At 41.0% G+C, this 19,879-nt stretch carries 15 protein-coding genes; 7 read left to right on the forward strand and 8 right to left on the reverse strand.

The genetic code is table 11. The features are described from left to right. The first annotated feature begins 144 nt into the window (after positions 1-144). Entirely contained in the window at positions 145-1,488 is a 1,344-nt protein-coding gene (locus DQW11_RS08345) for an NAD(P)/FAD-dependent oxidoreductase (protein ID WP_113923594.1), read from the forward strand. Between the two features lie 37 nt (positions 1,489-1,525). Beyond that, positions 1,526-2,425 carry a hypothetical protein gene (locus DQW11_RS08350; RefSeq protein WP_113923595.1) on the forward strand — a complete coding sequence of 300 codons (900 nt, stop codon included), beginning with the start codon at positions 1,526-1,528 and terminating at the stop codon, positions 2,423-2,425. 47 nt (positions 2,426-2,472) lie between these two features. On the opposite strand, the gene DQW11_RS08355 is transcribed toward DQW11_RS08350, so the two are convergent. Further along, positions 2,473-2,913: a gamma-glutamylcyclotransferase family protein gene (locus tag DQW11_RS08355; RefSeq protein ID WP_113923596.1), complete on the reverse strand. Its 441-nt coding sequence runs from the start codon at positions 2,911-2,913 to the stop codon at positions 2,473-2,475. 170 nt (positions 2,914-3,083) lie between these two features. On the opposite strand from DQW11_RS08355, the gene DQW11_RS08360 reads away from it, so the two are divergent. Beyond that, on the forward strand, positions 3,084-3,545 hold the full coding sequence (locus DQW11_RS08360) for a DUF4890 domain-containing protein (RefSeq protein WP_113923597.1): 462 nt from the start codon (positions 3,084-3,086) through the stop codon (positions 3,543-3,545). A 72-nt stretch (positions 3,546-3,617) separates the two neighbouring features. Here DQW11_RS08360 and DQW11_RS08365 read toward each other — a convergent pair whose 3' ends face one another. From DQW11_RS08365 to mutY, 6 genes are all read right to left on the reverse strand, one after another. Further along, positions 3,618-4,100, reverse strand: a complete 483-nt coding sequence (locus DQW11_RS08365) for a hypothetical protein (protein WP_113923598.1) — start codon at positions 4,098-4,100, stop codon at positions 3,618-3,620. A 265-nt stretch (positions 4,101-4,365) separates the two neighbouring features. Next, a complete protein-coding gene (locus DQW11_RS08370; protein WP_113923599.1) occupies positions 4,366-5,838 on the reverse strand; it encodes a glutamate synthase subunit beta in 1,473 nt (490 codons plus the stop codon). A gap of 1 nt (position 5,839) precedes the next feature. Beyond that, complete coding sequence (gene gltB / locus DQW11_RS08375; protein ID WP_113923600.1) at positions 5,840-10,330, reverse strand: glutamate synthase large subunit; 4,491 nt, start codon at positions 10,328-10,330, stop codon at positions 5,840-5,842. Between the two features lie 405 nt (positions 10,331-10,735). Next, entirely contained in the window at positions 10,736-12,085 is a 1,350-nt protein-coding gene (gene gldE, locus DQW11_RS08380) for a gliding motility-associated protein GldE (protein ID WP_113923601.1), read from the reverse strand. Positions 12,086-12,148: 63 nt separating this feature from the next. Next, positions 12,149-12,595: a single-stranded DNA-binding protein gene (locus tag DQW11_RS08385; protein WP_113923602.1), complete on the reverse strand. Its 447-nt coding sequence runs from the start codon at positions 12,593-12,595 to the stop codon at positions 12,149-12,151. A 50-nt stretch (positions 12,596-12,645) separates the two neighbouring features. Next, positions 12,646-13,716 (reverse strand): A/G-specific adenine glycosylase, encoded by a 1,071-nt coding sequence (gene mutY, locus DQW11_RS08390; protein ID WP_113923603.1) that lies wholly within the window; start codon positions 13,714-13,716, stop codon positions 12,646-12,648. 160 nt (positions 13,717-13,876) lie between these two features. Between mutY and DQW11_RS08395 the strand changes: the two genes are divergently transcribed. The 4 genes from DQW11_RS08395 (at position 13,877) to DQW11_RS08410 (ending at position 18,570) form a co-directional block, all read left to right on the forward strand. Continuing rightward, positions 13,877-14,185 (forward strand): HU family DNA-binding protein, encoded by a 309-nt coding sequence (locus DQW11_RS08395; RefSeq protein ID WP_113923604.1) that lies wholly within the window; start codon positions 13,877-13,879, stop codon positions 14,183-14,185. Between the two features lie 20 nt (positions 14,186-14,205). Next, a complete protein-coding gene (locus DQW11_RS08400) occupies positions 14,206-15,024 on the forward strand; it encodes a tetratricopeptide repeat protein (protein ID WP_113923605.1) in 819 nt (272 codons plus the stop codon). 184 nt (positions 15,025-15,208) lie between these two features. Further along, a complete protein-coding gene (locus tag DQW11_RS08405) occupies positions 15,209-16,780 on the forward strand; it encodes an Rne/Rng family ribonuclease (RefSeq protein WP_113923606.1) in 1,572 nt (523 codons plus the stop codon). Between the two features lie 233 nt (positions 16,781-17,013). Next, positions 17,014-18,570, forward strand: coding sequence for an outer membrane protein assembly factor BamB family protein (locus DQW11_RS08410; RefSeq protein ID WP_113923607.1), 1,557 nt, complete (start codon positions 17,014-17,016; stop codon positions 18,568-18,570). Positions 18,571-19,135: 565 nt separating this feature from the next. Here DQW11_RS08410 and DQW11_RS08415 read toward each other — a convergent pair. Continuing rightward, positions 19,136-19,867 (reverse strand): SIMPL domain-containing protein, encoded by a 732-nt coding sequence (locus DQW11_RS08415; RefSeq protein ID WP_113923720.1) that lies wholly within the window; start codon positions 19,865-19,867, stop codon positions 19,136-19,138. Positions 19,868-19,879 lie beyond the last annotated feature (12 nt).

Raw genomic sequence — 19,879 nt, forward strand, 5'->3', positions numbered from 1 at the left:
TTTTTAAAAGGTGGGTAAAAATAATAAATCTTTTTAAAGTGCCTAAAAACAAAGAAAACCAATACCAACAATTCTTCTTGGAACGGTAATCATAATGCAAAATTTAATAGATTTACAGGCGTTCTTTAATTAATTTCTTTTACCATGAGCTTTTCTGAGACACTTCCTATACCGAATATACCAACGCCAAAACACAAAAGAATCGTGATCGTAGGAGCAGGATTTGCAGGATTGAAAATTGCCCAAAATCTTGCTCATACTGACTATCAGGTGGTTTTGATGGACAAGAACAATTACCACCAATTCCAGCCTTTATTGTATCAGGTGGCTACTGCTGCGCTTTCTCCAAGTGCTGTTTCCTTTCCCTTAAGAAGGATTTTTCACCAAACAGACAATGTGATTTTCAGAATGGCTGTGGTCAAAGAAATTGATAAGACCCATAAAATTATCCATACCAATCTTGGCACAATTGGCTATGACATCCTGATTTTGTCCCAAGGGGCCAATACCAATTACTTCGGTAATCAGAACATCCAAAAATTCTGTGCCCCGATGAAGTCCACCTCAGAGGCATTGTACATCAGAAATAAAATTATTTCTAATTATGAGCGTGCAGTCAACATCGCTGATGTGGAGGAACGCAAACCCATCATGAATGTGGTTATTGTCGGAGGTGGGGCCACAGGTGTGGAACTTGCAGGGTCTATTGCAGAGTTGAGAAACAAAGTACTTCCCAAAGATTATCCGCAGTTAAGCTTTCAAAACATGAGGGTTATACTCGTTGAATCCGGAAGTTCACTCCTCAGTGGCTTGACGCCAAAGTCAAGGGAGAAGGCGCTTCAGTACCTTATTGAACTCGGAGTAGAAGTTATGCTCAATACTAGGGTCGAAGATTATGATGGGTTTATCGTGAAGCTTCTTGATAAAGAACCGATCAAAACACTGACTTTACTGTGGGCGGCGGGTATCAAAGCCAATTCACTGATCGGTGTGGAGGACGACCAAAAGGCGCCAAACGGAAGGCTTCTAGTGGATGAGTTTAACAGATTGGTCAATGAAAATGATATTTATGTGGTGGGTGACCAATGTGTCCAAAAAGAAGAGGCTTTTCCAAATGGCCATCCCCAAGTGGCCCAAGTGGCTATCCAACAAGCGCGCAATCTTGCCAAAAATCTCAAAAATGAATTGAAACAAAAGCCTTGGCATCCTTTCAAATACAAAGACTTGGGATCTATGGCAACCATAGGAAAAAAAATGGCTGTGGTCGACCTTCCATTTGTGAGTTTTCAAGGCTCTTTCGCTTGGTTGGTTTGGCTTTTTGTCCATTTGATGGCCATTCTGGGAGTGAAAAATAAACTCATGGTTTTCCTCACTTGGTCATGGAAGTATCTTTCTTTTGATCCGAGTCTGCGGCTTTTGATCAGGCCGAGATATGTCAAGGATTTCAAAAGGCAGTGGATGCTGGAGGAGAAAGATTATGAAGATTGATAAGTAATTTCATTAAGCCTTTTAAACATCTAATTTTATGAAAAATGCGATTTCCCTCATCATAATCCTGGTTGCCGCTTTTATATATTTTCCTGTTTCGGGTCAATCAGCCAAAAAAAGGATTCAACCCGGAAGGATGTATAATTCCCTGGATACGCTGTATGCGCCAAGTTATGGATTTACTTCTCAGGTTCCGGTTGGATGGATAGGGACCTTGCCCCGAGAAAGTGAGGTTTTTTTATTGACTTCCTCAAATGGCTCCTTTGGCGAGATATATGTCTTTGGTAGAGCCACGACCGACCTTCAGCAACTTTCGGAACTTTGGAAACAGGGTGTGGATGTCACAGAAACATTAAAGTTGAAAGCAATAGAACCGAAAATTTCAGGACAACTTCTTCAATCGGAAGTCGAGGCTGTAGGTAACTATGTGAAAAATCAAAATAAGGCCTTTGCTGCAACCAAATGTGGCAATCAGGGAACCTGTATCACGATTTTGGCGGTAGGGACAGAGGAATCCTACGAAGCTGTTTCAGGTGCTGCTCTAGAATTTTTAGAGAAAGGAACATTTGCAGTTCCATCATTTGAATCTCCTTTTGAGAATTTTGACTGGAAAGAGTTTCTTTCCAACAAACTGATGATCACCTATGACCAAGTAGTGGGAGGCGCCCGACAAACACAAATCAATCTCTGTGAGAACGGGACTTTTTCTGCCAATGTCAAAAAGCGAGGAATTATGAGAAACGTCAATCCTGAATACAAAAACAGGATGTCCGGCACTTGGACCGTCGTGGGAGAAGGTCCTCAAGCCACTCTGAATTTGACTTTCAACAAAAAGGGTTTGAGTCCATTGTCAGTCCCGCTGACTTTGAAAGAGGAGGCGCTATATGTAGGCGAAGAGCGGTATTATGCAAGTGAGGCCACCGGATGTAAAAAATAGGTAAATGGTATCAGAAAGATTTTCCGGGAAGGGACATTTCCGGAAAATCATATTTTCCCTACTCTGTTTATGATCTGGGCGAGATATGTTTCGGGAATTCCTGATTCTTTGCCCCCTTTCAAAATCACTTTCCAATATTCTTCTTTTGGGAATATGCCTTCCCTCGTTTCGGTGGAGATGAAGACCAAAGCATTGAGCCGTCCCTTTTTTGTAAATATTTCTTTTTCCACCAAATCATATCCCGGCTCAGAACTCAGGAAATAACCCAAGTCTTCATTTTTGATTTCAAAGACAAGCCCATACACCGATTCATTTTCACTTGGTACAATGTTGGCCCTTGCAGAACCGTCCTGATTGGGATGGTTGAACCGAAAACCAAAATGAGGCAATATGCCGATACCGATTTTTAGAGGTTTTGTTTGGAGCCTTCCTTCTAAGGTGCTTATATCCAAATTGCTCGCATACCCAAAATAGTAGAAACTGTCCATTTCCCAATTTAAGATTTGTTAACAGTATTTTCAAAACAAGGGATTAAACCAACTGTCGCAGCCTAAGTCTAATCTTCAAATTTACAGCTTATAGATTCCTTTGATTTGTCCGGGAAATCAAAATTTCTAAAGCTTTCCTTTTAAAAAATTTCTAAAAACAAAATAAAGACATGAAAAAGCTATTGATGATTGCCGCATTATTTACCCTGACAATTGCAGGTGCATTTGCCCAAAGAGGCCAAGGAGGTTCAAAAGAAGGTCAACCGAAAGAATCACTAACTCCCGAACAAAGAGCAGATAAAATGACGACCAGGATGACCGAAGAGTTGGGTCTTTCTGAAGATCAAAAACAAAAAATCTACAAGATCAACCTTGACAATGCTCAAAAAAGAGAGGCCCAAAGAGCAGCCATGGAAGAAGATAGAAAGGCAAAAAGAGCAGAAATGCAGGCTCAGAACCAAGTTCAAAACGAACAGATTGAGGCGGTTTTGACTCCTGATCAAAAAACCAAATGGGAGGAAGTCAAAAAAGAAAACCGAAAGGAAATCCAAGAACGTAGTGGAAGCGGAAGAGGTCACCGAGGAGGCAGAGGTTCATCAGGAGGAAAAGGCAGCTCCGGAAGCAATATTTAAAACAGATTGATTGGGTTTATTTGTAACGAAAAAGCAGGCTATTGGCCTGCTTTTTTTATGAACTCTTAATTTCTATCTCCGGAAGAAAGTGATTGGACCGGTGCACATTGCGTTGGGTGGGCAGGGACCAAAATCCAACACCAATTGAGACTTTCTTTCTTTTAGAGATATTGTTATTTCTGTTTCCCTGTTCCAGTCTCCTCCGACAAGTTTATCCATTCCAGTATACCAAACCGTACTTCCTTCAGGAATTGTTAAAAACTCTTTTTCTTGAAGAGATAGGGTATTCCCTACCAATGAATATGTTCCGCTAGTAAGAGAATTATATCCTAAATCAATGTTGGAATCCTGTTGTCGTGCGGTCACCCTAAGTTCAAATGTGCCGTCTTCATTGAATTCATATGCCTGAACTAAGAAGAGTCCTGATTCCTCCCAATAGGAACTCAGTTCCCATGTTCCATGAAGATTTTCCTGATTGAAATCGTTGTCATCAATACTACAGGAAAGCGTAATACATAGGATGGTGGCTAGAGCAAGTGAAGATGATAATTTCATAGGTTCTACAAGTTATGGTTTTTTGTAAGGACGTAATCAATTAAAAGGATGTCCTGATTGAAGATCATTTTTTTGAAAATGCTTATTTAGAGTGGTTTGCAAGATGGCATCATTGGGTTTTTACCAAAATTTTTAAATGTAATAAACCAAAAAGAGCAGGCCACCGACCTGCTCTTTCTGATTAGATTGCTAAAAAATCATAACAATCACAAACTAAACTTATTATCACGCTTACTCTTATTTTAGGCTTATTGCTTCATTGGATTCAATTATGGATTTGTTGCTCCACTTCATAATATCCTTCATCTTTTCTTGGTAATAAAGAGTTGCCCTGAAGGAATCCATCGACTTTGACTGCCGCTTCCCTTCCTTCAGATATGGCCCATACGACCAGAGATTGACCTCTTCGCATATCACCGGCAAGGAATACTTTCTTATTTGTGCTTTGGTATTCTTTGGATATTGGAAGTGTATTGTCCATGGTCTGTACTCCAAATGCCTCGAGCAAGCCATTCTGTGCCGGACCTCCATACCCGATAGCGATGAAGGCTAGGTCGCAAGGGACTGTTCTCGTGGTACCCGGAATTTCTACAAACTGCATCCTGCCGTTTTGTTCTTTCCATTCCAGATCTACCAATACCAACCCTGTGACTTCCCCCTTGTCATTGCCGACAAATTCCTTTGTCAACACAGAGAATACCCGATCCGCACCTTCTTCGTGGGAGCTTGAGGTCTTCAAAGTCATCGGCCATTCCGGCCAAGGATTCAGTACTGTTCTTTGTTTTGGAGGTTTGGGCAGCAATTCCAATTGGGTGATGCTCGCAGCACCATGCCTGTTGGAAGTGCCGATACAGTCACTTCCGGTGTCACCGCCACCGATGACAAGGACATGTTTTCCTTCCGCCGAAATCGGATTTGAGGGAATTTCTCCGGCTATGACCTGATTTTGTTTCCCAAGAAATTCCATCGCAAAATGGACTCCCTTTAGGTTGGATCCTTTTATTTTAAGTTCCCGGGGCTGCTGCGCCCCTGTGGAAAGTACGACAGCGTCAAAATTCCGCAGGATATTTTCGGCTTTGATATTGAAACCAACTTCGGTCCCTGTACTGAAAATCACCCCTTCTTTTTCCATTATTTCCACCCTACGTTCAATGACCCATTTCTCGAGTTTGAAATCAGGAATCCCATACCGCAGCAATCCACCTACTTTTTTGTCCTTTTCAAAAAGAGTGACTTCATGTCCGGCCTGATTGAGTTGGTCGGCGGCTGCCAATCCTGCAGGGCCCGAACCGATCACAGCTACTTTAAAACCTGTTTTAACTGTTGGCATCTTTGGCTTGACAAAGCCAAGCTCATAAGCTTTTTCCGCGATGTTTTTTTCGATGAGTTCAATGGCCACCGGATCTTTGTTGATACCAAGTACACAAGAACCCTCACAGGGTGCAGGACAGATTCTTCCTGTAAATTCCGGAAAGTTGTTGGTACTTCTCAAAATCTGAAAGGCTTCTTCCCATTCATTCCTGTATACCGCGTCATTGAAATCAGGTATGATATTTCCCAACGGGCATCCCTGATGACAAAACGGAACACCACAATCCATGCACCTTGCGGCCTGATGGTTGAGTTTTTCTCCCTCAAACGGCTTGTAGATTTCCTTATAATCGTGTATCCTTTCTTCCGGCTTTCTGGATTCCGGAAGCTCTCTTTTGAATAAAATAAATCCCTCTTTAGCTCCCATCTTACACCAATGTTGTTGATTTTTCCAATGCTTTCTTTCTCAAAACTTCTTTGTAATCCCTTGGAATCACTTTTAGGAAACGTTCCCTGTATTCATCCCAATTGTCGAGATATTCGATTGCCAATTGGCTATTGGTAAATGAAACGTGTTTGTTGAGTTGTTCTTTGATGGTTACATAATCATCCTCGTTCAGTGGATCGAGATCCACCATTTCCTGGTTGATCAGGTGGATATAATCCTTTAGAATGTATGCGATACCCCCGCTCATACCTGCGCCAAAGTTCCTGCCGATCTCACCGAGGTTGATCACAAGTCCTCCGGTCATGTATTCACAGCCATGGTCGCCGATACCTTCTATGACAGCAGCCACTCCGGAGTTTCTCACACAGAATCTTTCTCCTCCTTTTCCATTGATATAAGCTTCTCCAGAGGTAGCACCGTAAAATGCCACGTTGCCAATAATGATATTTTCATGGGCAAGGAAGTTGGCATTACGGCTAGGATACACAATCAGTTTTCCTCCAGAAAGCCCTTTCCCGAAGTAATCATTGGATTCCCCTTCGAGCTCAAAAGTCACTCCTTTTGTCAGAAAACCTCCAAATGTCTGTCCAGCTGACCCTGAGAAATTGAAATGAATTGTATCTTCAGGCAAACCCGGACTTCCATAAATTTTGGATATTTCGTTGGACAGCATCGCGCCGACAGTCCGGTCTGTATTGTTGATCTTGAACGTACCAACCACTGGACTCGCCTGTTCCAAAGCAGGAATAGCAGCCTGGATCAATTGTCTGTCCAAGACATTTTTTAAGTCAAATTCCTGGTCTATCTGCTTGTGGATCCCGACATGGTCAGGAACTTCCACTTTGTGGAATATCGGACTCAAATCTATTTTGTCCCATTTCCAATGGTTCATATGCCCTGTGGCTTTCAGCACGTCACTTTGTCCGACCATTTCGGATATGGTGCTGAATCCGAGTGAAGCCATGATTTCTCTCAAGTCCTGGGCAAGGAACATAAAGTAATTGACCACATGTTCAGGATCACCGGTAAAGAGTTTTCTCAGTTCCGGATCTTGGGTTGCTACACCGACAGGGCAGGTGTTGAGATGGCATTTACGCATCATGATGCAGCCTTCCACTACCAATGCTCCTGTTGAGATTCCCCATTCCTCAGCACCAAGCAAAGTGGCAATGGCAATATCCCTTCCTGTTCTCAGTTGGCCGTCGGTCTGTAATACCACACGGCTACGTAAGTTATTTTTGACCAATGTCTGATGAGCCTCAGACAATCCAAGTTCCCAAGGCAGTCCGGCGTGTCTGATCGAACTCAAAGGCGATGCTCCTGTACCCCCATCTGCGCCTGAAATCAGAATCACATCCGACATGGCTTTGGCAACGCCTGCAGCTACCGTTCCGACACCTGCCTGTGATACAAGCTTGACATTGATCCGTGCTTTTCTGTTTGCATTTTTCAGGTCAAAGATCAGCTGAGCCAAATCCTCGATGGAATAAATATCGTGGTGCGGTGGTGGGGAAATCAGCCCCACTCCAGGGGTGGAGTGTCTTACCCTTCCGATCCATTCATCTACTTTATGGCCGGGCAGCTGTCCGCCTTCCCCGGGTTTTGCACCTTGGGCCATTTTGATCTGAAGCTCGGCGGCATTGGTCAGGTAATTACTTGTGACTCCAAATCTTCCTGATGCGACCTGCTTGATGGCGGACCTTTCCCAATCACCGTTTGGCTTTTTCTCAAAACGGATCTCATCTTCTCCACCTTCACCGCTGTTGCTTTTGGCACCGATCCTATTCATGGCGATAGCCAAAGTAGAATGGGCTTCATGTGAAATAGACCCAAATGACATTGCACCCGTGGCAAAACGCTTCAGGATTGATTCGACAGGCTCCACTTCATCTATAGGTATGGAAATTCTTTTCTTGAATTCGAACAATCCCCTAAGCGTCAATGCATCTTTGGTTTGGTCATTGATTTTCTGGGCAAACTTCTTGTACATCCCATAATCATTGAGTTTGGTGGATTTCTGTAACAGGTGGATGGTTTCAGGATTGAACATGTGTTTTTCACCACGTCTTTTCCACTGGTACACTCCCCCGGTTTCCAAAATCGGGCTTTCGGTTTCATAGGCAGCATGGTGACGGATAAGCACCTCTTCGGCCAATTCATCAAATGAAATCCCCGAAATCCTGCTGACAGTCCCTTTAAAGCACCTGTCAATTACCTCAGGTCCAAGACCGATGGCTTCAAAGATCTGGGAACCCTGATAGGACTGGAGTGTACTGATTCCCATTTTGGAAAGAACTTTCAAAAGTCCGTTTCCTACCGCTTTCTGGAAGTTATAGAAAAGCTGATTTTGAGGAATGTCTTTTGCAAACGCCCCTTTTTCATTCAGGTGTATTAGGGATTCCAATGCCAGATAAGGATTGATAGCCGATGCGCCATATCCGATGACTGTGGCAAAATGGTGTGTTTCCCTGATGTCTCCGGCTTCCACTACCAAACCTGCGCGTGTTCTGAGTTTCTTCTTTACCAAGTGATGGTGTACTGCGCCGATTGCAAGAAGAGTAGGTATCGGTGCTTTGGATTCCGTACTGTTTCTATCAGAAATAATGATAATATTCTTACCTGCATAGATGGCACCTTCTGCTTCTTTGCACAGATGGTTCAAAGCCTCCAATAACCTGCCCGGCTGGTGATCAGTTTCAAAATGGGCATATAAAGTCACCGTCCTGTATCCCTGATCTTCTAAATGTTTGATCTTTTCCAGGTCTTCATTGAGTAAGACAGGTTGGGAAATGTGGATTTGCCTTGTATGACGCGGACTTTCTGCCAGGATATTGTGGCTTTCCCCGATTCTTGTAAACAATGACATGACCAATCTTTCTCTGATCGGATCAATGGGTGGGTTACTGACTTGGGCAAATAGTTGCTTGAAGTAATTGGATATATGTTGGCTTTGTTTTGAAAGAACGGCCAATGGAGTATCTGCTCCCATCGAACCGACAGCTTCATATCCCGCTTCACCCATCGGGGAAAGGATTACTTTCAGTTCTTCCGAAGTATAGCCGAATATCGTTTGGCGTTTTTTTATTTCTGCGGTAGTGTATGGATACTCTAATTTTTCGGGATCAGGCATCATCCTGAGCTTCAGACGCTCTTCCCTTACCCAAGCTTCATAAGGTTTATTGTCACAGACGGAGGATTTGATTTCATCATCGAAGGAAATTTTACCTTTTTCCAGATCCGCCCAAAGCATTCTTCCAGGGCTGATTCTCCCTTTTTCTTTGATGGTCGCTTCCCGGATGGGCAGAGCACCTGCCTCTGAGGATAAAATCAACCTGTCATCAGTTGTGATAAAATACCTTAGAGGCCTCAGCCCGTTTCTATCTAAAGTTGCCCCAAGGGATTTTCCATCTGTAAACAAGAGCGCTGCAGGTCCATCCCAAGGCTCCATGAGAGAAGCATGGAATTTATAGAATGCCTTGCGGTCTTTATCCATCATCTGATTGTCCTGCCAAGCTTCCGGAACCATCATCATCATCACATGGGGAAGGGTTCTGCTGCTCAAGGTCAGCAATTCCACCATAGCATCAAGATTGGCGCTATCGGAGTTTTTCTTATTGGTGATGGGCATCAGTTTTGAAAGCTCGTCATCTGTAAAGAAAATGGAGCGCATCAATGTCTCCTTGGACTTCATTTTATTGAGGTTACCGCGGATAGTATTGATTTCACCGTTGTGGGAAAGGTATCGGAATGGCTGTGCCAATCGCCAGTTTGGGAAAGTATTGGTCGAAAACCTAGAATGGACAATGGCCAATCCGGAAGTGATGTTTTTGTTTTGAAGGTCTTTATAAAAAGGAAGGACCTGATCGGTTCTTAGCTGACCTTTATAAATCAATGTAAATGCAGAAAAGCTTGCAAAATAAAAGGCAGAGTTGACACCGGGTATGGCCAGGTTGATGGTCCTGGAGGAATAATTTCTCAAAACATACAGTTTCCTCTCCAGCTCTAGGCCACTTAGTCCGTTTTTGTGGGTGACAAAGACCATTTCAATATTGGGCATGACATCCAAAGCACCTGAGCCTGGCACAGTCTCATCTACGGGTACATTTCTGTATCCAATAAGGTTAAAACCAAGTTCATCTATGATTTGGTTAAGCTGTTCTTTTGATTTTTTGTAGAGCTGCCTGTTTTTGGGAAAAAAAGTCATTCCAACGCCATAGCTTCCCTGCTCCGGCAATTGAAAACCTGCTCTAGCTGTTACTTCTCGGAGAAAGGAATGGGGAATCTGTATCAAGATACCTGCTCCATCGCCTGTCTTTGGATCACTACCTCGGCCCCCTCTATGTTCCATGTTGCTAAGCATAAAGAGCGCATCGCTGATTGTCTCATGGCTTTTGATGCCTTTGACATTCACTACAGCTCCTATACCGCAGGAATCATGTTCAAATTCCTCATGATAAAGTCCGTTATTCATTATAATCAGGTTTAATAGGTTTTAAAGATATTGTTGCGAATATTACAAAAAATTTTGTGTTTTTTAAAATACAAGCAACAAAACAGGCTTATAAATACATAGTTTGTACTTAAAAGCGGTATTGATTACATTTAATAAAAATTTTTATTTGGTAAAAATTCAAATCATATTTTGTCTAAATAACAAAATTTACCTGAAAACAGGTGTTCTTTTTATGAAATAATTCAAAATTTTTCGGCGAGGTTTTGAATTCAGGTACCTTGAAAAAAAGTTAAATTTTTTTAAAATTTTTTATATCGTAAAATATAGAAGGGAATCTCTGAAAAATCATCAAGGCTAAAAAGAGAAGAATAATAAGTATATATAGAAAAATTATACAGAATAATCTTCTTTCAAAAAAGTAGATTAATCCACATTATGTCCTCCGTTTTCCTTCTCATTGCCTAGGATTCGGACTTTCACTTTTTTGATCCTTTTGGTGTCAACTGCCAAGATGGTAAATTCAAATTGATTGAATAGTATTTTGGTTCCGTTTTTGGGGAAGCTGGAGTTAATTTCCAATAATAGTCCGCCGAGGGATTCACTTTCACCTTTGACTTCATCAAACAATTGTTGGTCAAGGTCCAGCTTTTTGCAAAAGTCATTCAGAGAAATTTTCCCTTCAAAAATGAATGTGGAAGGATCAAGTTCCTTGAAATAATAATCTTCTATATCATCAAATTCATCGTTGATTTCACCGATGATTTCTTCGATCAGGTCTTCAAGGGTGACCAATCCGGAGGTCCCGCCATATTCATCGACGACAATAGCCATGTGAACCCTTTTCTTCTGAAAATCTTTGAGCAAGGTATCCACCTTTTTGTTTTCAGGCACAAAAAAACCTTTTCGGATCAGAGCATGCCATTCAAAATTCTCATCCTGATCGATATGGGGAAGCAGGTCCTTGATGTATAAAATCCCTTCCACATTGTCAATAGTTTCTTTAAAGACCGGAATTCTTGAGTAGCCACTCTTGTTGATTTTATCCATCAATTCGTGAAAATCAGTGTCAATTTCAATGGCGGTAATATCCATTCTAGACTGCATGACTTGCTTTACGGATAGTGTACCAAAGTTTACAATACCTTTTAGGATGTCTTTTTCTTCTTCAGAAGTGTCTTCTGTGGTGATTTCCAATGCTTGATTGAGTTCATCGACTGACAAGGAATACCCTTTTTTCACAATCCTTTTTTCTACTACATTACTGATTGCCATTAAAAAAGCGGACAGGGGTCCCAAGAAAACCGAAAAAAAGTAAATAAAAGGCGCCATCATGAGCGAAAGCTCAATTTTTGCTTTGGTGGCATAGACTTTTGGGACAATTTCGCCAAAGAACACAATGGCAAAAGTGACCCCGATTGTCTGTATCAATATGACAAGGATTCCTGTTGCATTATTACCAAAAAACTTCCATGTTATAAAAGTCGTCAGGGTCACAATTCCAACATTGATGAGATTATTGAGAATCAGGATAGTACTTAGTAATTTCTTGGGAGACTCCACCAGCATAATGACCTTGGTTGCTCTAGAATCTGCCTTTTCGTCAAAAGAAGCGATATCATCAGAATTCAAGGAAAAAAACGCTACCTCAGAGCCCGAAACCAGCCCTGAGCCGATCAAAAGCAAAACAAAAACCACAGAATTAAACAAAATATAGCTGGCTGAAACCTCAACGATTTCAGCCAGTAAAATAAGACTCGGGTACGGGTCGTCCATTAATTCCAGAATATGATCCCTGCAAAATTAATCAAATACTCAGAAATTTTTCAACTTTTTGATTTAGAAGGGCAAATCGTCATCTTCCATCGGTGGTTCGCTCACTGTGGAAGGCTGATTTGAAGGCACGCTTGCGTTGTAATTTGAGGTATTGGAAGGAGCGCTTCCCCCGCCATCAGGCTTGCCGCCAAGCATGGTGAAACTCAATACCCTGATTTTGGTTCTTTTTCTGTTTTGACCTTGGTCATCCTGCCAGGTGTCGGATTTAATTTTCCCCTCTACAAAAAGTTGCATTCCTTTTTTCAGGTATTGTTCAGCGATACGGGCCTGTCCGTCCCAAAGCTCCAAATCATGCCATTCCGTGTTTTCAACGCGGTTTCCTGACTTGTCTTTATAGGCTTCAGTAGTGGCAAGCCTAAGGTTTGCTACCACTTTGTCTCCCTCCAAATGCTTCACTTCAGGATCTGCTCCCAAGTTGCCTACTAAAATGACTTTGTTTACTCCGGCCATATTGCTGTTTGTTTATATTGTTAACGAAAACTTTGTCTTTAATTTAATGATTATTTCTGATCCTCCAAAAATTTTAAAATCAACCGGGGTTTTCCCAATTGTTCTAATTTTTCGAGGCTTACCAATTGAAAACCGTTTCTCTCTGTCCAAGCATGAAGCGTGGTACGGTTTTCTTTGGGAACAGTTACCGATACAAAGTTGGCGAAAATTCTCTGATGGGTAAGGATATGCTTGTACCACTTTTTGGGTTCAGGGACAGAGATTGTCATAAATTCTCCTATTCCTCCCAAAAAACCTGGTTGATCCTGATTTTCATTTTGCCCTGATAATTCTTCCATAGGAAAATCATACAGTCCCTGCCAAATGTCTCCTTCTCCTCTCCTGCGAACCACCACTTCATGGTCACATATTATAAAGGCATATCTGAAATACCTTTCTTTGATTTTCAGCTTGTTGATTTTCACAGGTAACGAGTCCACCAAATCATTCTTGAAAGCAAAGCATCCTAACCTCATCGGGCAATTGGCGCAATCCGGGTTTTTTGGGACACACTGCAAGGCACCGAATTCCATGATGGCCTGATTGAATTCCGCCGGCCGGGCTTTTGGGATAAGCGTATTCGCCAACGCCTCAAATTCTTTTTTCCCGGAATTGCCCGCGATATCAGTGGAGATGCCAAAGTACCTGGCCAACACCCTGAAGACATTGCCGTCCACCACAGCCACCGGTTCATCAAAGGCAAAAGAAGCAATGGCTGCTGCGGTATAACTGCCTACACCTTTTAATTGAAGCAGAGATTGGTAATTACCCGGAAAGACGCCGCCATGGATATCTCTGATGTCTTTGGCACAGTTGTGGAGGTTTCGGGCACGACTATAATATCCTAAACCCTGCCAAAGCCGCATGACCGTTTCCTCATGTGCATTGGCAAGATCTTCCACATTTGGGAAGTTTTCTAAAAAATTTTCAAAATAAGGCAGGCCTTGGGCCACTCTTGTCTGCTGGAGAATAATTTCAGATAACCAAATGATATATGGGTTTTTGGTGTTTCTCCATGGTAATTCACGCTTATTATGGGGGTACCACTCTAATAAAGTATGGACAAATGGATCAGAAATCAAAATCTAAGCAGTTTAGGTGTTATGGCAATGTTAAACATTTCAATCTAATTTTGGGCATTTTGTTTTTATATTGGATTGCTTCCTTTAAATTTGCAGTCCCAAAAATAGTTGGTTAATAGGTCGTTAAGCTTATTCGATAATAAATTAAATTCATTAAACAGTGACTAAAGCAGAAGTAATCACCAAGATTTCGGAAAAAACCGGCATCCAAAAAGACGATGTAACTCAGACAATTGAGGCATTCTTCAAAGTGGTAAAAGATTCCATGGCGGAGGGAGATAATATTTATGTAAGAGGCTTTGGCAGCTTTGTGAATAAAAAGAGGGCTAAAAAAATCGCCCGTAACATCTCTAAAAACACAGCGATTGTGATCGATGAGCACTTTGTGCCATCTTTCAAACCTTCTAAAGTGTTCATTGAAAAAATCAAAAACAGTAAGAAAATCAAAGAACTAGCACCTCAGGATTAATCCTGAGTGCTTTTTTCCTTATGAAAAAATCCCAAATTCTAGTTCTAATCCTTGGGGTAGCCACGATTACGATACTGTATTTTCTTCCGCGTGTGGTGGTTGACAATGAGGAGGGTACCACCCAAATCACCGAAGAACAAACTTCGGCGCCTGCAACAGCCGAAGAATTGCATGACACGCCGATGGATGCCGCGGACAGAAATGTTCTCAACGGATTGTTATCTGAGCTGGAAAAACAGGATGATAAGGAGAAGATTGCCTCTCTGTCGGAAGAAATTGCCTCCCTTTACATCAAAGCGGGCAAATTTGACAGCGCTGCATACACCTTTGATCGGGCCGCTGCAAAACTTGAAACTCCAGAAAGCTGGGAAAAAGCAGGGGCTGCTTATTATGAAGCCTATACTTTTGCCCTAGATCAAGAAAAAGTTTCTCTTCTTGCAGAAAAAACCCGTACTTACCTCACCAAAGTTTTGGAGAAAGATCCAAAACGCCTTGACCTGAAAACAAAAATGGCGATGACCTATGTATCTTCGGCCAACCCGATGCAGGGAATCACCATGCTAAGGGAGGTATTGGAAGAAGATCCGACCAATGAAGACGGTCTCTTCAATATGGGTGTCTTGTCAATGCAGTCAGGTCAGTACAAAAGAGCTGCTGAAAGATTTGAAGAATTGGTAAAACACCATCCTGACAATGTGCAGGGGCAGTTTTATCTTGGCGTAAGCTACTTCGAATCCAAGCAAAACAACAAAGCAAAACAGCAATTCGAGTTGGTTCAAAACATGAGTAAAGACCCTATGGTTTTGGCAAGTGTAGAGGGTTACCTTGATAGGCTATAAATAATTGTTCAACTTTAAATCCTTAAAACTATGCCTTGCGGTAAAAAAAGAAAGAGACATAAAATCGCTACGCACAAGCGTAAGAAAAGACTTAGAAAAAACAGACATAAGAAGAAGTAGTACACTTCTTCTTTTTGAGTTTTTACACTAAACGTTCATTTACATCATATAAAAACAGACACGATTGAGCACAGAATTATTAATCGATTCTGCTCAGAACGGTAGTCGGATTGCCCTTCTCAAAGACAAAAACCTGGTAGAAATCCACTCAGAAGGTGGAGAAAATCAGTTTAAAGTCGGAGATATTTATCTGGGTACGGTCCGTAAAATTGTCAATGGTCTCAACGCCGCCTTCATTGATGTCGGTTATGAAAAGGATGCTTTCCTGCATTATCAGGATTTGGGTCCCCAAATCACAAGCCTTAACAAGTTTACAAAACTCGTACGCAACAATAATTATCCCAACTTGAATCTTAAAGGATTTGAGAAAGAACCTGATATAGAAAAACTTGGAAAAATTTCCAATGTGCTGACTAAAGGAAATCAGGTTTTGGTGCAGGTGGTCAAAGAGCCCATCTCTACCAAAGGCCCGAGATTATCGTGCGAGCTCTCCATCGCAGGTCGCTACTTGGTATTAGTCCCGTTTTCAGATACAGTCAACGTGTCCAAAAAGATACGCAGCGCTGAAGAAAGAAAAAGGCTGGTACGCTTAATTACCTCCATCAAGCCGGCCAATTTTGGTGTCATCATCAGAACGGTAGCTGAAAGTCAGTCAGTTTTAGAACTTGACAAAGACCTCAGAAACCTACTGTCGACCTGGGAAGAAGGCATGAAAAAACTGGCTAAAGCCAAAGGACGCGACAAAGTAATTGGAGAAATGAGTATGGCTTCCTCTATCATCAGAGACCTGCTCAACGAATCATTCGATGCAATCACCGTAGAGGATGAATTGACCTATGATCAAATCAGGTCTTACATCAGATCTATTGCCCCTGAAAAGGAAAAAATTGTGAAGCTTTACAACGGTAAAGCAAAGCTCTTTGAAAGTTTTGGAATAGAAAAGCAAATCAAAAGCTTGTTTGGACAGACGATAAGTCTTCCACAGGGCGGTTATGTCATTATCGAACATACCGAAGCCCTTCACGTCATCGACGTCAACAGTGGAAACAAGTCCAACCAAGAAAGTGATCAGGAAACAACAGCATTGAAAACCAACCTGGTCGCAGCAAAAGAAATTGCACGACAGCTTCGCCTCCGGGATATGGGAGGAATCATCGTCATAGACTTCATCGACATGAAAAAGGCCGACAATAAAAAGGCCATTTATGATGCCATGAGAGACGAAATGAAAGATGATAGGTCTAAAAACACCGTATTGCCATTGACCAAGTTTGGTCTTATGCAGATTACAAGGCAGCGCGTGAGACCCGAAGTCAACATTGTCACCAAAGAAACCTGTCCGTCATGTAACGGTACCGGAAAGATCCAGGCCTCCATTTTGGTGGCTGATCAATTGGAAAAAGACCTCGAGCATATTGCTACTATCCAGAATGTTTCCAACATCCAGATCGGATTACACCCTTACCTGTATGCGTACTTCACGCATGGAGTCATCTCTCAGAGAGTAAGGTGGTTTTTCAAATACTTTAAGTGGGTAAAGCTGACTAAAGACTCTTCACTCCCGGTGACGGAGTACAAATTCCTGGACGACTCAGGAGAAGAAATAGAACTAACCGTAAAAAGCGAGACCGAATAGGTCCCGCTTTTTTTTTGCCTCATGTATTCCACAAAGTTTCATTTTTTAATTTCACAAGAAAAAATTTTTCAGCGATTGTTGAACATTAGCAATTATGATATTTGAACATCTAGTTTTGAAAATAAAATGAAGGAAATATTTTTTTAATTAACTAAATTCCTTTTTATTGTTTAAAAAATTCACCCATTTTCTTCAAGAAATAAATTTATCGCTTAGTGTCAAATAGGTTCTCTATGAAAATCCATTTACTATTTTCATTTGTTGTTCTTTCTGTATTTCAAGGCTTTTCCCAATCTACCAAAGTTGAGATTAATCAAGTTCCAATAGGCTTCTCTTATTTTCACAATGATTCAATAAATGCCGTTGAATACCGATTTGAACAGATGATTATTGATTATTACCTAGACACACCAAGGAATACATTTACTCTAAAATTGAGGGAACTTAATAAGACTAGGACTAAGCTTTTGAACTCAGGAGAAATTCTATTTTATGATGTCTCTGGCGAGAAAATTAAATGGTCAAAGCCAATAAATTATGCGACCACTGAATTTAAACAATTTCCGGATTACCTTTTAGAATCAAGCCTGACTCATAGTTATAGTCTTACCCTAGATTCCGGAGAGATCAAATGGGAAGCCACATCTGATATTTACCATATTCATAAGCCAACGAATACTGGTATTGGTTATCCTTTTATAAAAGGTGCTCAAAAGCCCTCAAATGTTTTAAAAGGGATTGATATCAGGACGGGCGAAGAATTGTGGAAAAGAATCATTCACAGAGATTACGGCTGGAATGATGTCATTACCTTAAATGATTCAACTGTTGGTATTTTAGCTTCTGGGATTCAGGCAGTAAATATCCATGACGGTTCAGGATGGGCCTACTACACTACTACCGGAACAGAGAAGATTGACGGTAAAACTACTACTGCCATGAATGCGGTAGGATTGGGATTAGGCCTTCTTACAGGATTTTATGTTTACGGCGTTAGCTACAACATCGTAACGGGCGTGGTATCCAACGTGATTTATGAGGATGATAAGCTATTTATCTCTTCTTATGAAAAAATTTCCTGTATTGATGCCAAAACGGGAAAAGTAATTTGGAGCAATCCATTATCAAGTAAATTCGTCAGTTCGGGGCATCTTTATTTGGATAATGGGATATTGTTTCAATTAAATCTGGGCAAGGCACAAAACAACGGGAGGCTAATAAAAATGGGTGTTCCCTACATTGTAGTATATGACCAAAATACTGGCAAACAAGGTTTTTATACCCCCTTTACTTTTGATGGGTTTGTTATCGACCACCAAATGAATGAAGTTTCGATAGATATTATTTCAAATCAAGAATTTGTCAGAATTGATAAAATAACTGGAAAAATAATCAAAGAGCTTAATTTGACATTGGAAAAAGGAGAGGAATATGTGTCCCGTTTAGATTTTCCCATTTATTTTAAAGAAAATGATAAATTTTATAATCCTCAGGAGGAGAATCCAGATGACCATTTTATTATCACTGCCAAAAACCAACTGATAATGATAAATGATGAGTTGGAATATGAAGGTAAATTTTCTCTTAGTGATTTTTATACTGTGGTAGGGAGGTATAAAGACCTTTTGATTTTACAGAAAGATGGCATTATATCGGTAATTGATGAAAATCAAATAGAAATAGCTACAGTCAAGAATCTGGGAGCAGCAATGGTTTCCGACAAATTTTTGCTAATAATTCAGGATGAGGCGGTAAAAAAACTAAACCTAGATCTGCTGAAACAGCTATAGAATGGTTCAAATTTGTTTGATTCCAGATATGGTAATTTGGGTCTAAGGCTCTTATTATTGTTTGGTAAATCGACCAATCAAATTCCCACCTCACTTTTTCTACTTACCTGAAAATTAAGTTTGTCAGGAGAGGTTGTATAAAATTGTTGGGTCAGGTGATATATTTTTCCTTCTGGATCAACCAAAAATATGGTGTATTGCTACTTTTTAACCTATTTGTTATTTGGAACTGCCATTCCCATAATACTACCACTTGAAATATTAAAAAAGGTTTATCCTGAAACATATCAATTTCCTATCCTTTTGGATTTTACATTTTAGTCTAAAAAATTTCAATTGGTAGCAAAGGATTTTTACCTTCTCTTTTTTTGGCGGGAAGCATTTTTTCACTCTTTGTATTGTTTCGGCCAAAAAACCAGAATCGTTTTGTTTTTTTTATCCCCGAGTTTCGTACCTCACTCGGGGCTACCCATATTTGATCCCTATGGGATCATTCTTCGCCAATGTATGTGTTACAGACAAAAATTAAAAAAGTCAGTGGCGACACTGACTTTGGCAGAATTAATCACCTCACCCCATAACTCAACCGCATCGTGATCGAAGCGGTTTTTTCTTTGGAAGAGGTATTGAAAGTGCCACCCCAAGAATAGTCCTCAGCGGAATTTTGACCTGTGATCTGGAAAATTCCCATGTTGGCGGAAAGTAAGTTACCAAGTTTGGCTCCTGAGTTTTCGGCTATTTTTTCAGCCCTGACGCGTGCGTCCTCTGTTGCTTTGGAGATCATTTCGATCTTGAGGCTTTCCAATTGGGTATAGTAATAGCGCGGTGGTTGGGAATAGAATTTCACTCCCTGAAGCAGGAGTTCGGTGATTTCCCTGGATATTTTTTCTACTTTATCCACTTCAGTCGATTCTATCGAAAGATTTTGATTGAGTTGGTATCCCAAAAAAGTCTGTCCGGTGAAATTTCCGCTGCTGCTGTAGTTTTGTTGGTAAAGTGGGTTGGTGTTCACTGCCTGAAAAATGATTTTTTCCTTTGGAATGCCTTTGGAAACCAAGTAGTCTGTAACGGCTTTTCTGTCTTTCTCAAGATCAGAATAAGCTGTTTTGATATCAAAATTGTCCCTGCTAAAATTTCCCTCCCAAACTACCAAGTCAGAAGTAAAGTTCTTTTCACCCAAACCAGTGACATCGACAGTTCCTGATTTCTTGTTTCTGTTTACGATCGAATTACCAAGAATTGCAGCAGAAACAATGATGGCAGTAGCAAAGATGATTGCGGTCAGGTGTTTTCTCATGGTTTGCATAGT

Origin of the sequence: Cognataquiflexum aquatile (genome assembly GCF_003316845.1) — a bacterium.
Lineage (GTDB): Bacteria > Bacteroidota > Bacteroidia > Cytophagales > Cyclobacteriaceae > Cognataquiflexum > Cognataquiflexum aquatile.

Coding starts and splice junctions, on each gene's coding strand:
- DQW11_RS08410 (WP_113923607.1), top strand. CDS start 17,014: ATGAAAATCCATTTACTATTTTCATTTGTTGTTCTTTCTGTATTTCAA.
- DQW11_RS08360 (WP_113923597.1), top strand. CDS start 3,084: ATGAAAAAGCTATTGATGATTGCCGCATTATTTACCCTGACAATTGCA.
- DQW11_RS08365 (WP_113923598.1), bottom strand. CDS start 4,100: ATGAAATTATCATCTTCACTTGCTCTAGCCACCATCCTATGTATTACG.
- DQW11_RS08355 (WP_113923596.1), bottom strand. CDS start 2,913: ATGGACAGTTTCTACTATTTTGGGTATGCGAGCAATTTGGATATAAGC.
- DQW11_RS08400 (WP_113923605.1), top strand. CDS start 14,206: ATGAAAAAATCCCAAATTCTAGTTCTAATCCTTGGGGTAGCCACGATT.
- DQW11_RS08415 (WP_113923720.1), bottom strand. CDS start 19,867: ATGAGAAAACACCTGACCGCAATCATCTTTGCTACTGCCATCATTGTT.
- DQW11_RS08370 (WP_113923599.1), bottom strand. CDS start 5,838: ATGGGAGCTAAAGAGGGATTTATTTTATTCAAAAGAGAGCTTCCGGAA.
- DQW11_RS08350 (WP_113923595.1), top strand. CDS start 1,526: ATGAAAAATGCGATTTCCCTCATCATAATCCTGGTTGCCGCTTTTATA.
- DQW11_RS08385 (WP_113923602.1), bottom strand. CDS start 12,595: ATGGCCGGAGTAAACAAAGTCATTTTAGTAGGCAACTTGGGAGCAGAT.
- gltB (WP_113923600.1), bottom strand. CDS start 10,330: ATGAATAACGGACTTTATCATGAGGAATTTGAACATGATTCCTGCGGT.
- DQW11_RS08345 (WP_113923594.1), top strand. CDS start 145: ATGAGCTTTTCTGAGACACTTCCTATACCGAATATACCAACGCCAAAA.
- gldE (WP_113923601.1), bottom strand. CDS start 12,085: ATGGACGACCCGTACCCGAGTCTTATTTTACTGGCTGAAATCGTTGAG.